Source organism: Arsukibacterium sp. MJ3 (assembly GCF_000987765.1).
Lineage (GTDB): Bacteria > Pseudomonadota > Gammaproteobacteria > Enterobacterales > Alteromonadaceae > Alishewanella.
The window spans coordinates 17,624-30,914 of sequence record NZ_LAHP01000002.1 but is presented as its reverse complement, the minus strand read 5'-3'; the positions used below and the strand labels follow the sequence as shown (position 1 = coordinate 30,914).

Annotated in this window: 9 protein-coding genes; 3 read left to right on the top strand and 6 right to left on the bottom strand. The window is 49.3% G+C overall.

Annotation, left to right across the window (positions count from 1 at the left end; all coding sequences use genetic code 11):
- Window positions 1-135: 135 nt before the first annotated feature.
- The 4 genes from VT06_RS01590 to VT06_RS01575 all read right to left on the bottom strand — a co-directional run bounded on the left by VT06_RS01590 (window position 136) and on the right by VT06_RS01575 (window position 8,246).
- A complete protein-coding gene (locus VT06_RS01590) occupies window positions 136-3,351 on the bottom strand; it encodes a DEAD/DEAH box helicase (protein WP_235357324.1) in 3,216 nt (1,071 codons plus the stop codon).
- Between the two features lie 149 nt (window positions 3,352-3,500).
- Window positions 3,501-5,138: a FimV/HubP family polar landmark protein gene (locus VT06_RS01585; protein ID WP_046552521.1), complete on the bottom strand. Its 1,638-nt coding sequence runs from the start codon at window positions 5,136-5,138 to the stop codon at window positions 3,501-3,503.
- The gene (locus tag VT06_RS01580; protein WP_046552520.1) at window positions 5,138-5,935 is read right to left on the bottom strand and encodes an outer membrane lipoprotein-sorting protein; all 798 of its coding nucleotides are present in this window, start codon (window positions 5,933-5,935) and stop codon (window positions 5,138-5,140) included. Before VT06_RS01580 ends, VT06_RS01585 begins: the two co-directional genes overlap by 1 nt.
- Window positions 5,922-8,246 carry an RND family transporter gene (locus VT06_RS01575; RefSeq protein ID WP_052750135.1) on the bottom strand — a complete coding sequence of 775 codons (2,325 nt, stop codon included), beginning with the start codon at window positions 8,244-8,246 and terminating at the stop codon, window positions 5,922-5,924. The genes VT06_RS01580 and VT06_RS01575 overlap by 14 nt, the downstream gene beginning before the upstream one ends.
- Before the next feature lie 180 nt (window positions 8,247-8,426).
- Between VT06_RS01575 and VT06_RS01570 the strand changes: the two genes are divergently transcribed.
- Window positions 8,427-9,932 carry a YifB family Mg chelatase-like AAA ATPase gene (locus VT06_RS01570; protein ID WP_046552519.1) on the top strand — a complete coding sequence of 502 codons (1,506 nt, stop codon included), beginning with the start codon at window positions 8,427-8,429 and terminating at the stop codon, window positions 9,930-9,932.
- Here VT06_RS01570 and pyrC read toward each other — a convergent pair.
- The gene (gene pyrC, locus VT06_RS01565) at window positions 9,929-10,960 is read right to left on the bottom strand and encodes a dihydroorotase (RefSeq protein WP_046552518.1); all 1,032 of its coding nucleotides are present in this window, start codon (window positions 10,958-10,960) and stop codon (window positions 9,929-9,931) included. The two genes, VT06_RS01570 and pyrC, sit on opposite strands and share 4 nt — an antisense overlap.
- A 185-nt stretch (window positions 10,961-11,145) precedes the next feature.
- Here pyrC and VT06_RS18365 point away from each other — a divergent pair, with 185 nt between their 5' ends.
- Together VT06_RS18365 and VT06_RS01560 are read left to right on the top strand one after the other, a co-directional pair.
- The gene (locus tag VT06_RS18365; RefSeq protein WP_200897880.1) at window positions 11,146-11,298 is read left to right on the top strand and encodes a hypothetical protein; all 153 of its coding nucleotides are present in this window, start codon (window positions 11,146-11,148) and stop codon (window positions 11,296-11,298) included.
- A gap of 54 nt (window positions 11,299-11,352) precedes the next feature.
- Window positions 11,353-12,027 (top strand): DUF3334 family protein, encoded by a 675-nt coding sequence (locus VT06_RS01560; protein WP_046552517.1) that lies wholly within the window; start codon window positions 11,353-11,355, stop codon window positions 12,025-12,027.
- Window positions 12,028-12,054: 27 nt separating this feature from the next.
- Here the strand turns inward: VT06_RS01560 and VT06_RS01555 are convergent, their stop codons facing one another.
- On the bottom strand, window positions 12,055-13,248 hold the full coding sequence (locus tag VT06_RS01555) for a multidrug effflux MFS transporter (RefSeq protein WP_046552516.1): 1,194 nt from the start codon (window positions 13,246-13,248) through the stop codon (window positions 12,055-12,057).
- Window positions 13,249-13,291: the final 43 nt, after the last annotated feature.

The following is a 13,291-nucleotide window of genomic DNA, read 5'->3' as shown; positions in this document are numbered from 1 at the left end:
GTGCGTCGTTGCTCAGTTGTGCATGCCATATATTGCCTGCTAAGCAGCCTTAACTAAGCAAAGCACAACGATCTTACATTTTTAACCCATTAATAACAACGCGCTATTTACACCAGCAGTACACTATTAACCGGCTTATTCATCAGTTGAAAATAGCGATAACAAATCGGTAGCGTTGCCTTGCCACACCTGACCTTTACTGCCACCTAACATTTGGTCAGCCAAACCCTGCTTAAAGCTTTGTAATAGTTGTACTTTTTCTTCAACTGTGTTGCGGGCAATCAGCTTATAAACAAACACCGCCTTGTCCTGACCAATCCGGTGCGCTCGATCGGTAGCTTGTTGCTCAGCTGCCGGGTTCCACCAGGGATCATAATGAATAACCGTATCGGCTGCGGTAAGGTTTAAACCGGTACCGCCGGCCTTTAAACTAATTAAAAACACTTCGGTTTCACCCTGCTGAAACGCATCAATTTGCTGTTGTCGCTGTTTGGTCTGGCCGGTTAACTTGCTGTAGCTGATACCCATATATTGTAGCTCTTGTTCAATTAGGTGCAGCATACTGGCGAATTGGCTAAATAATAAAATGCGTCGTCCCTCTTCCAGCATTTCGGGCAGGGTGTCACGCAGCCATTGCAATTTGGCATTATGGCGAACACTTTGTGCTTGCTCTATGGGCACTAACCGGGCATCACAGCAAACCTGGCGCAATTTTAACAGCGCATCTAAAAACTCAATTTGGCTGGCCGCCACACCTTTTCGCACAAATAACTCACGAACCTTGGTTTCCATAATTAAGCGGATGCTTTCGTACAAATTACGTTGGTCGGCTTCCAGTTCCAACAATTGCACAATCTCGGTTTTTTCTGGTAGTTCAGTCGCCACCTGGCTTTTGGTTCGGCGCAGCATAAAAGGCGCTATTTTCTGGCGCAGCACATGCGCCCGTTCAGCATCACCATGCTTTTCTATTGGTTTACGGTATACCTGGCTAAAATGCTGCTCGGTTCCCAGTAACCCCGGCAACACAAAGTCAAATAGCGATTTTAATTCACCTAGGTGGTTTTCTAAGGGGGTTCCGGTTAATGCCAGACTAAAATCCCGATGCAACACGCGAACACTTTGCGCCGCCTGACTGCCGGCATTTTTGATATGTTGTGCTTCATCTAGCACCACCACACTAAAGCGATGCTGGCGGTATAAGGCAATATCGCGTACCAGCAAAGGGTAACTGGTAACAATAAGCTGGTAATCGCCCAGCTCGTCAAATAGCGGCCGCCGTTTCGGGCCATATATTTGTAGTACTTTTAAGTCGGGCGTAAAGCGGCGAGCCTCTTGCTGCCAATTACCCAGTAAGCTGGTGGGGCACACTATAAGCGCCGGCTGCTTTAAGTCGCCTTGCTGGTACTGCTTCAAAATAAAACTCAGCGTTTGCAACGTTTTACCCAACCCCATATCGTCGGCCAATATGCCACCCAAGCCATATTGTTTTAAAAACGTTAGCCAATTTAATCCTTGCTGCTGATAGGCCCGAAGCGTGGCCTGTAAGTTAGTGGGTAAGCTAACATCGGTAATACCACTGAAGTTATGTAATTGCTGGTTCAGGCTAGCCAAACGATTTGCGTTTAAATACTGAATTTCTGCCGCACCTGGTGGTGGCAATATGGCGGCTTTGTAGTCAGGCAATTCCAGCGTTAAGGGTGCTTTTTGCAGGTTTAGTAGCTCAATAATGGTGTCGATTAGCGGTTGAATTAAACTCATGGGCAATGCCAGCTTGCCCTGCGGCAAACTAAGCCAGATTTGCTGATCGCTACTTGGCACGCCGTTCTGGCGCAACCACTGGCTAATTAACGGCAGCAAGGGTACCTGCTGGCCGTCGATATCCACCTGAATGCCTAACTCAAAACCAGATTTTTTGCCATCCTGCACTTGCAAATAAGGCGTAACCGCTAAAATATCTAAATTAAAGTCGCTGGCCTGCTCTACCAACCAGCCGTCATCGCGTAAGCTGTCTAATTGTTGTAATAGTGGTTGCCATAATTCTGGGTTGTCCGGGCCATCGCCTACCCCAAAAGCCGCTTGCTGTTGGTGTGGTGCTGCCAGCGGCGGCAGGCTTAGCAATTGTAAGTCCAGCAGTAATTCCAAGGCGGCTGTCTCGGTGGCGCGGTGACGTTTCACAAAGTATGTCTGCTGGTCTTGCTGCACTTCAGTTTGTGACGCCTGCAAATCTAGCGGTAAGCGTTGCTTAGCATAATCAAAACTAAGCAACGCCACCGGCTCTTGCCGGCCCTTATTCAAACGCGGTAACATTTTCAGCTGCAATACCGGCGTAGGTTGCACATTAATTTGCTCAACGCCTAAACCACTGGGCATTGGCAAACTAATTTTCGGTAGTAGTTGCTGTAAACGGCCCAGGCGGCTTTGTAATAATGCGGCGGGGGCGGGTGGCATTTTTGATAACAGCTTTAACTCACGGCCACTTAGCGGCGTATTAAGCACACCAAGTTGATAATTATCGGTATCGAGGTAGCAGGCTGGCTCGGTAAACACCAGCACACTGTTATGCTCAGCACCCACTTGCCAGCCTAATTGCTGGCCGGCTTTGCTGGCATGCCAGCTTAACTCCAGAGGACGCTGCTCGCCCCAGCTCAGCGGATAACGGGCCTCGCTAAACATACAGCGACCCGTGGCTAATAATTGCTGCAACAACTGATAACCCCAGTTATCTTCTAATACCGACTGCTCAGCCAAGTTGTGGCTGCGAAACAACGTCAGCAACTGATAATCACTTTCACTTAACCAGACGGGCGGCTGCGGGCTAACTAAATCGTATTTACCAATGGCCTGGCCTTTAGTAAAACCACCCTTTTTCATCGCCCTAACGCGTCGCGGGTATAACTGCAAACCGGCCTGGCCATAACTGAGTAAATACAACACCGTATCACTGCTGTCGGTTCGCGCCGGTTGCTGCAATTGTTCTAATTCATTAAACCAATTATCAAGTTTCAGTTGCGGCAGTTGTTTAATCCGCAATTGCTGCTGCGCATAGTCGCGCTTTAAGCGCAGTAACACCGCTAAAATATGCTTACAGCGATGGCCAACCGGGCAACTGCAGCTGTCACGTAACGACCAGCCAGCGGCCGTTTGTGCCAGTACAATATTCTGCCGATACGGCGAGAACGCAGCTCCCCACACCTGAGCACTGATCTGACTTAAATCGTCACTGTATTCCAGCTTTACCACCTTGCCTGCCTGCAAGTAAGCGCGAGCTCGGTGCATCGTCGCATTGTCGAACCATTGCAACAGGTGGTCATCATCTAGCGGGAAAGCGTGGTGTTCAGTCGGACTATTCAAAATATTGTTAACTCTTGCTGAAATACATTATGGCAGCACACGTTAAGCGGCTGCCAACGAAAACCTCCATGCTAGCTTACTTTAGCAGCAGGCCAAAGCGTCTTTGCACGTTATAGGTGGTTTTTCAGCAAAACAGCCCAGAACAGGCCCTAAAAATAATAATCGAGGCTAAGTTCCAGGTAGTCATCCTGGCGCAAATTATAAAGCAGATCGGCCGGATCATCGGCCTGAAACAGCCAGGCATTCAATCGCAAACGCATACTGTTAGTCAAACGCATGGAGGCTTCAATTTTGGCGCTGCGACTGTTACTACGGTCTACGTCCTGTAACACACCCAGCAATACTTCGCTGCCGGCAACGTCGTTCAATGCCAAACGCCAGCCAATAAACACATCGTTCTGGCCGGAGATCAGCGCTGATATACCGCGACTGTCATATTGGTACTCCGCAATCCAGCCCAGATCCCAGTTGCGCTCAAACAAGCCAATCTGGGTATATTCGTAACCGGCGGTGGCCGCCATAAATTCTTGTGGGCCACTGCGCCTATAAATACTTTCCAGCTTCCACAACCAATCACCTGCCAGATACTGGGCTTCAAGACCAAATTGCTGCATTTGAAAATAATAAGGTTGCAACCGCTGCTCTGCCGGACGTGGAATTAATAATGGCTCACGGCTATTTCCAGCAAAATAACTTACACCCAGATCCAAGCTATTAAAGCGCTGCGACCAGCGCATAGCAAAATCGAGGTTACGCCGTTGCTCGCTAGATTCATACAACGCAATAGCATGGTCTACCGGCCAGGGTGTTGTTAACCGCCCGGCTGGATCGGCAAACAGCCGCTGGCGAAAATAAGGTAATAAGTACAGCTCCAGCGTACCTGAACTGTTCCAGCCTTTATAACTCAGCATGGGTTGGCCCAAACGCGATTCCTGCTCGACGCCAGCAACCATATCAACCTGATTAATTACATCGACCAGCCGTTGCGACTCACTCACGCCCCAAAAAACAATGTCGTTACCCGCTTTAAACTCCCAATTGCTGCCAGCAACACGCCAGTAAGCCTGCTGCAAATCGACCAGATTACTGGTGCTATCGCGCTGCTGCCAGCGTAAAAATGGGGTAAGCTGAAAACTGTGAACCCCGGCACTGTCTTGCCAAGACCAGTCGGCTAACAGGCTAACTAACGAATGAGCTTGCGCCAGACCATTACTGCCCGCTTGGCCAAAATAACGTTGTTGCAGGCTAAGCTGATGCTGCTGGCGCAGGCTAAAACCAGCGAGCTCTGCTGCTGGCAGCCTTGTTGTTACTGCTGACAATGGCACGCTGGCGGGTGCAGGTGATGTTGTTAAAGGTGCTGTTGTTAAAGGTGCTGTTGTTGGTGTTTGCTTGGCATTAACCTGAGGTGTTACTCGCGGTAACTGCTCAGTCAATATTGCCGGGTTAACAACGGCGCCTTTAATCGCCTGAGAATACCAGGTTATGGCCTTAGGCGCCGGTGTTGCCAGCATCTGGTTGCGGGTGGGCACCAGCAACACGTTGCCGGCACGCAGTTTATTAATATCGCCGGCAACAAAGGCTTCAGCGTTATTCTGCCATAAGGCATAAATTACTTGTGGCATGCTAACCGCATCGTCTGGCCGAGCTTGCAGCGCCAATTGCCATAAGGTATCACTTTTGGCTACCGGCTCCAGTGGTGCTGCCAGTGCCGTGCTGTCAAACAGCAATGACGCCAGTAAAGTACTGGCCACTACGCTGCGGCTAAGCCGACCTGACAGCCTGGCCATTAACGTAACCGGTCCAGCATGTTAACATCAAAATCGGCGGCATCGCGGCCGACATCAAACTGTAACTGCTCTATCACTAAATCAGTACTTTTACCTGTTTGATGGTTTTGCATTTGCAGTAACATTGGCCGCCAGTATTTATCTTTAAATAACGTATAGTTACTCGCTACTAAGGTTTTTAGCAGGCTTTGTTTTTTGTCATAAAACTCAATTTTCTGTACCCGGTAGTGCTGCTGGTCTACCCAGGCGATAGTTTTGCTGTAGCCAGAGAAGGTATCTGCCGGTATGCGTTCAATAACAAAGGTATTTATGCCATTTATCTCTTCATCGCGTAAATAGCGGAAGCTATATTTTTCCAGCTCGAAAGAGGTCATATCTTCGTAGGCAAATTCGCTGGCCATAAACGGCCCCGATTTATTCCGGGTGGCAATGCGCCGGGTGCGTTTAATCGTCGGTAAATACAACCACTGCTCATCCTCTGCCGTGGGGTGAGAATGGGTTAAAAATGCCGAGCCCCGCACATCGAAAGGCTCATCAAAAACCGTTAATGATTTATCGCCATCACCCACCACCTCTAAGGCCTGGGTGCGCATGCGCCTTACACTTTCATTGCCACTGGCATCACGTAACACCATCAATAACTGACTTTCACTGTCGCCCCAGCCGGTATCACGCTTTTTCTGCTCTTGCGCTATCTGCAGGCCTTTGTCAGCATCAGCCAGTGCGGGCAGGCAAAGCAGCAGCCCCAGGGTTAGTGCAAAAAACTGGCCCAGCCGTCCGAAATTAAGGTGTTGCATCTGCTTGGTACTCCTTTGCATCGAACTTTAATAAACACGCGGGTAAAAACAGGAAATCGATAATCAGTGCCACTAGGATCACCAGCGCCGTTAACATGCCCATATCTGAATTTAGTCTAAAGCCGGACAACATTAATACCGCAAAGCCAGTGACCAACACCACTGTCGTGATCCACAACGCCCGGCCTACTGTGGTAAAAGCATAGCGTATGGCCTGCTCTGTTGTCTGCCCTTCCAGCTTAGCGGCCCGGTATTTACTCAAAAAATGTACCGTGTCATCTACAATAATACCAAGGCTCATCCCCGCCACCACCGAGAGCGCCAAATTAATTTCGCCACTAATCAACCCCCACAAACCAAATGCTACCAGCGCTGGTGCAATATTGGGAATAAGGCTAATCAATCCTAAACGCCATGAGCCTAAACTATACACCAACAGCAACGATATCAGCACCAATGCCAATGGCAGGGTTTGCAGCATCGACGCCATATTGCGCTCGCCAATATGGGCAAACATTAAGGCAGTACTGGCGGCAGATACCTGATAAGCCGCAGCATGTTCAGTCAAATAAGCCAACGCTCTTGTTTCAAAAGCCGTAAGTTGCTTGCTGCCTAAATTTTCTAAGCTGACAACAACTCGGGTAGCGCTTTTATTCAGGTTTAGCTGGTTATTTAAATCCAGGCCATACGGTAACGACATTTCATACATTAATAAGTATTGCGCCGCCTGTTGCTGATTGTCAGGCAAGCGATAATAAGCCGGATCATCCTGATGCATATTTTTATTTAACCGCTTAAACGTGTCGCTAATGCTGTTAACGTGCTGCACTTCTGGCTGACGTTGCAACCACTGGCTAAAGTTAGCGATGGTTACTAAAAACTCAGGTTGATTTACCGCACTGGCCTCAGTGCCCGCAATCACAAAATCTATGGTAGTGGCACCGGTGAGGTTTTGCTCCAGAAAATCGTTAGCTTGGCGAAACTCAGTGTTTGGCGAAAAGTATTTTACCGCTTCATCGTTAATTGTATTCAGGCTGATTAACATACTGCAACCAATGATCAACGCCGTCATTAGCCAAAATAATGGCTGTTGCCAGCGGATCACTGAGTTGGCTAGCCATAACATGGTTTTATCACCACTTTGCCCGGTACTATCCGCAGTATGGCGGGTTGTGCTGCCGGCACCAATCGGCATAAAAAGCAGCAAGGCCGGCAGTAGCAGCAGGCTGAAAAAGCACGCCAGCATTACCCCAACCGCCGTCATATTGCCCAGGTCGCGAAGTATAGGTACCTCAGAGAAATTCAGCGTTAAAAAGCCAATGGCGGTAGTTGCACTGGTAATAAATACCGGCATGATATTTCGTTTTAAACTATAACGTATGGCCTCTAACCGGCTATCGCCCCGGCGCAGGGCAAACTGCATCGTAGCGATTAGGTGTACTGAGTCAGCCACCGCCAGTGTCATTAAAATGGTTGGCACATTGACAGTAGCAGTACTTAAAAATAAACCAGCCCAACCCGCCAGCCCAAGTGTGCTAAGTACCGTCACCACAATAATGATCAAGGTCGCCAGCGAAGCCAGCACCGAACGCAGCAGCCAGGCCAGCATCAGTAAAATTGCTGCAAACATAATTGGAATAAGGGTTTTAACATCATTTTCGGCTTCAGAGGCAAAAGCATAATTCATCGCCACCACACCGCTAACGTAAAAATTCACCTGTGGCTGCTCAGCGCGAAAGGTATTTAGCATGGCAGATACCGACTGCCACACGTCATTTACTTCCTGACTAAGGCGTTGCTCCGGTAATTGTAAGGTAATATTAATAGCGGTAACCGCGCCATCTTTAGAGACAAGCCGCTGAACCAGTGCCGGCTCCGCCAACGCTACTGTAGCTATTTTTGCTACATCGGCGGCATTTAACTCCAGCTCTGCAGCGACCAAGTCCGCTACCCATAAATCATCATCTATCGCTTCGGTATGCTGATAATTACTGAGTGAGTCTACCCTGATCGAGTATGGCGTTTGCCAGGCCGCTTCGGTTATTTGCCGCACCAGCTGAAGATTTGCCGCACTAAACACCTGTTGATCGGCCGGGGCAATGGCGATCAAAATATTGTCGCTTTTATTAAATTGCTGCTGCATCGTTTCAAATGCCAGCAACTGCGGGTTGTCATCGGTAAAAAATATCCGGTAGTCACCTCGGAAATATAAATTACTAATGCCCAGTGAGCTCAGTACTATAACTAGCAGACAAAAACCAACCACCGCGCGCGGAAAAGCCAGAATGTGCTGTAGCCAGGGTTGTTCCATCAGTTGCTACCTTTATTATAATTAATCGCACACGCTATGCAGCTTAGCAGGCTATCGCGTAAGGTGGGAATAAGCAGCTGTAATAGCGGTACTTTTAGCGCTTAACCAGAGCACTTACTTGCAATTAATTAACATTATGCTAAACATAATGCAGTGTTTACGTAAATTATCGGAGACAGGATGTCGCTTGCTGTTGTTTACAGCCGGGCCCGTCACGGCCTGGATGCACCGCTGGTTACCATAGAAGTGCATATTAGTAATGGTTTACCGGCATTTCAGCTGGTAGGTTTACCTGAAACGTCGGTAAAAGAATCTCGCGACAGAGTGCGCAGCGCCATGGTTAACAGTGGCTTTGCTTTTCCGGATCGAAAAATCACCGTTAATTTAGCCCCGGCCGACTTACCCAAAGAAGGCGGTCGCTTCGACTTACCGATTGCTTTGGGCATTATTGTCGCCAGCGGCCAACTCAATGATCACTGCACCGGCCAATATGAATTTTATGGTGAGTTAGCACTATCTGGCGAAATACGGCAAATTCTGGGAGAAATTCCGGTAGCGGTGGCATGTCGTGATGCTGGCCGCGCCGCACTGCTGCCTATGCTAAATGCCCAGCAAGCGCAGCAAGTGCCCAATGCTAAAATATACGGTGCCGAGCATTTGCTGCAAGTGCACAGTTTTTTACTGGCACAGCAGGCCTTACCGGCTATACCACCGCTACCAGAGCGGCCGGTACAGCATATGGCAGATTTAGCCGATGTACGTGGCCAGGGCCATGCTAAGCGGGTGCTGGAAATAGCGGCTGCCGGCGAGCACAACATGTTAATGCTAGGCCCGGCCGGCACCGGTAAATCTATGTTGGCACAGCGGTTACCCGGTATCATGCCAGCCTTAACCGAGCAAGAAGCGCTGGCGACTGCCGCTATTTATTCGATTGCCGGCATGCAGCGCAACCTAACCGATTGGCAACAACGGCCGTTTCGCAGCCCGCATCATACCAGTTCAGCGGTAGCATTAGTTGGTGGCGGTTCAGTTCCTCGGCCCGGTGAAATTTCGCTGGCACATCACGGTATTTTATTTTTAGACGAGCTACCCGAGTTCCCACGAAAAGTGCTGGATGTCCTGCGTGAACCACTGGAAACCGGCATAGTGCATATTTCCAGGGCCGCCCGCCAGGCCGATTTTCCGGCACAGTTTCAGTTAGTCGCCGCCCTTAACCCTAGCCCTACCGGCCATCATGAAGATGGCCGTGCCACACCCGAGCAGGTAATGCGTTATTTAAACCGCTTGTCGGGGCCCTTTATCGACCGCATAGAATTACAAATAGAGGTGCCGCTGTTACCCAAAGGCATGCTAAGCCAGCAACACAGCACGGAAGAAAACAGCGCCAGCGTTAAACAACGGGTAGTGGCGGCGCGGGACATACAACTGGCCCGTCAGGGTAAAGCCAATGCCCGGCTTAGTGGCAGCGAAATAGCGGACTTTTGCCCGTTAAAACAAGACGACGCACGTTTTCTGGAAGACACCATTTATCGCTTTAAGCTGTCGGCCCGCACCTACCATAAAATTATTAAAGTGGCACGCACCATTGCCGATTTACAGCAAAAACAACACATTAGCCGCGCCCACTTAATGGAAGCCCTTAGTTACCGCGCGCTGGAGCGGCTATTGAGCTATTTGAAAACCTAAACCAGCTTCCAGTTTAGTGTTTGGCCAGCATAAAACGGCACTATTGGCAGATCATTTGGCAGCATAATTTCAGTTGGCACCTGCCACTGCTGACGCTGCAAGGTAATGGTACCGCTGTTGCGGGGTAAGCCATAAAAGTCGGCGCCGTAATGGCTGGCAAAACCTTCAAGCTTATCTAAGCAGCCAAGCTCATCAAACACTTGCGCATAAAGCTCTATGGCGCTGTGCGCACTGTAACAACCCGCGCAACCACAGGCGGACTCTTTGCGGTGTTTTTCATGCGGCGCCGAGTCAGTACCCAAAAAAAACTTGGCCGAACCACTGGCTACTGCGGCGCGCAAGGCTTGCTGGTGCGAGCGACGTTTTAACACCGGCAGACAATAATTGTGCGGGCGCACCCCACCCACCAGTAAATCGTTACGGTTTAGCAATAAATGCTGAGGAGTAATAGTGGCCGCTACATTTGCAGACGCTTCGGCAACAAAACTGGCAGCATCGGCCGTGGTAATGTGTTCAAACACCACTTTTAACTGCGGAAGCCGCGCCACGATATGTTGCAGGTAACGGTCAATAAACACTTTTTCACGGTCAAAAATATCAATGTCATGATCTGTTACCTCGCCATGCACCAGCAATAACATGCCCAGTTCGGCCATCGCTTCAAACACCGGGTATAGCGAGTCAAGTGCACTGACTGCCGCACTGGAATTAGTCGTCGCGCCAGCGGGGTAAAGCTTAGCGGCCACTACGCCGGCGGCCATGGCATCAACAATATGCTGACGGCTGGTTTTATCGGTTAAAAACAAGGTAAGTAGTGGCTGAAAATTGCTACCCTCAGGCCGCGCGGCCAGAATTCGCTCACGATAAGCCACCGCCATTTCCGCGGTGGTTACTGGTGGCATTAAGTTAGGCATAACAATGGCGCGGGCAAACTGACGGGCCGTGGCCGGCACGGTTTCGAGCAACATGTCGCCATCACGAAAATGTAAATGCCAGTCATCTGGTGTTTGCAGGGTTAATTGGCTCATTAGCGGCTCCGGGCAGGTCAGAAAGATGGCTATTATCATAGCAAGGAATCGACAACGGTGAAATCGACCAGCATTGGAAATACTGGGATGAAGTTTGTGTTAATTTTCCAATGCAGGTTTTAATCCGCCCTCGCTGTTTGTTACACTGGCAAAAATTTTGTCCCCCATTACTAGGAGCATTGACCATGGCTGAGTTTGATTTTGATCTGGATAATCTGGATTTTGACGGCGCTGAAGCCGCGCTGGCAAAACAGCAAGCAGAAGCCGCAGCCAAAGCTGCCGAACCGCAATTCGGTGATGACGATGATGAATGTAGTGGTGGTGCCTGCAAAATTTAGCGTTAAAGTGAGGTATGGGCTTATACTGTCAAAAAATAGCCTTTGGAAGACACGATGAAAAAAACCCAAATTATTACCACAGATGACATTCTGCTGACCCTTTGCCAAGCCGTTAGCGGTGTACTGTCTGCCGCCGGTAACCCGGCTATCAGCCATTCTCCGATGGTGCAGAAAATTCAGAAAACCTGTTTACGACCTGATCTTGGCTGTTTTGTATTGTTTGATGGTGGCTTTTCCGGGCTGGTGATTATTAATTTCACCTCACAAGCAGCACTAGAAATTTATCGTAAATATATGATGAGTATGGGCATGCCAGAAAATGAGCTGGCACAATTTCATACGGCAGACGATGTCGGTAACGTTATGGGCGAGTTAATGAACCAGATAGTTGGCGACTTTACCAACAAGGTACGCCAAAATTTACATACCTCGATCAACCAAAGCCAACCAAAAATGATGGCCATTAATAAACAGGTGCAAATTCTGATCAACACGCAGCTTGACCAGCCTCAGGCCAGGCGAGTGACGTTCAACACACCAGAGCACAACATTTTTTATATGGAGCTGGCAATGGATAAAACCGAGTTTATCCAACTGCAGGAATTTGAACGCACTGAGCAAGAAAACCCTGATGATATTCTGGCCAATGCCCAACAGTATCGGCAGGAAAATACCGTTAGTGCTGAGCCAGAAGTCGATGATGACTTTCTGAAAAATCTCGGTTTCTGATCATCAGGCAAGGTCTGGGGCCAGCACTTAGCTGGCCCCAGACCTTGCTGCTGCATACAGAGCTTGCCGCCACAACTGGCTGAGGCCAATTGCTACCACCCCCGCCAGCATAAGCAATGAAAATGGCAGGGCGTCGCCGGTATAAAACCAGGCTAGCAACGGGCCAGCCAGCGCACCACTGCCAAAACGTAAGGTGCCAATTACGGCAGTAGCGGTGCCACTGTGTTGCGGAAACTGCATAATGATCATCGCGTCGGCATTGGTTGCCATTAACCCCAGGCTCGCCATTAATGGCGCCACGCTAAACACGGTGTACCAGAGCCCAAGCTGAAAATAGTTAAAAGCACTGAGTAAGGTGGCAAAAAACAACGCTAGCAGCAAGCCAAAACGCAGCATTCGCTGTGGCCCAAACCGCACCACTAAACGGCTATTTAGAAAGTTAGCGCTCATTAGCGACAACACGTTAAAACCAAACAACAATGCAAACATTTGCTCGTTAACGCCAAAATACTCTATGTACACAAAAGAGACGGCGGTTAAAAAACAGAAAAAAGCAAAAGAGGCAAACATGGAGCTGGCAATATCGGGCCAGGCGGCTTTATGCCGGAATACCTGAACATAGCCACTGAAAAAAGCCGGTCGCTGCTGCTCTGCTGCAACAGGCACCTCGGGTAAAAAATGCCAGCTTAAAGCCACTACTACCATGGCATAGCCAGCCAAAAACAGAAAAATGGTCTGCCAACTGGCCAACCACATAATGCCACTACCCATAGCTGGCGCCAGCAACGGCGCTAACATCATAATCATCGACACATACGACATGCCTTTGGCCGTATGCTGCTGGTACAAATGGCGGATAATGCCAGGCACCACTACGGTAGCGGCAGCACCACACAGCGCCTGCAGAGCGCGCCAGCCTAGAAACCACTCAATCGAATTAACCAGGCTTAGCGCAATACTGGCGCCAATAAAGCCGGTAAGGCCAAATACTGCCAGCGGTCGTCGCCCCAGCATATCGGCCAGTGGCCCAAATAGCAGCATACCAACACCATAGGCCGCTAAAAAAATACTAAGCGATTGTTGTACCATACCAATACTGGTATTTAACTCGCCGGCCATCATCGGCATGGCCGGTAAATACATATCTATCGCCAGCGGGGTGGTCGCGACAACGGCGGCTAATAACATTAATAGCCAGATAGATGGCTCGGTATAACGCATGAAAGATACTCTTATTGACCCTAGGGTGTGTTAAGGTTTGCTA

Coding starts and splice junctions, on each gene's coding strand:
- VT06_RS01585 (WP_046552521.1), bottom strand. CDS start 5,138: ATGGCCAGGCTGTCAGGTCGGCTTAGCCGCAGCGTAGTGGCCAGTACT.
- VT06_RS01580 (WP_046552520.1), bottom strand. CDS start 5,935: ATGCAACACCTTAATTTCGGACGGCTGGGCCAGTTTTTTGCACTAACC.
- VT06_RS01575 (WP_052750135.1), bottom strand. CDS start 8,246: ATGGAACAACCCTGGCTACAGCACATTCTGGCTTTTCCGCGCGCGGTG.
- VT06_RS01570 (WP_046552519.1), top strand. CDS start 8,427: ATGTCGCTTGCTGTTGTTTACAGCCGGGCCCGTCACGGCCTGGATGCA.
- pyrC (WP_046552518.1), bottom strand. CDS start 10,960: ATGAGCCAATTAACCCTGCAAACACCAGATGACTGGCATTTACATTTT.
- VT06_RS18365 (WP_200897880.1), top strand. CDS start 11,146: ATGGCTGAGTTTGATTTTGATCTGGATAATCTGGATTTTGACGGCGCT.
- VT06_RS01560 (WP_046552517.1), top strand. CDS start 11,353: ATGAAAAAAACCCAAATTATTACCACAGATGACATTCTGCTGACCCTT.
- VT06_RS01555 (WP_046552516.1), bottom strand. CDS start 13,248: ATGCGTTATACCGAGCCATCTATCTGGCTATTAATGTTATTAGCCGCC.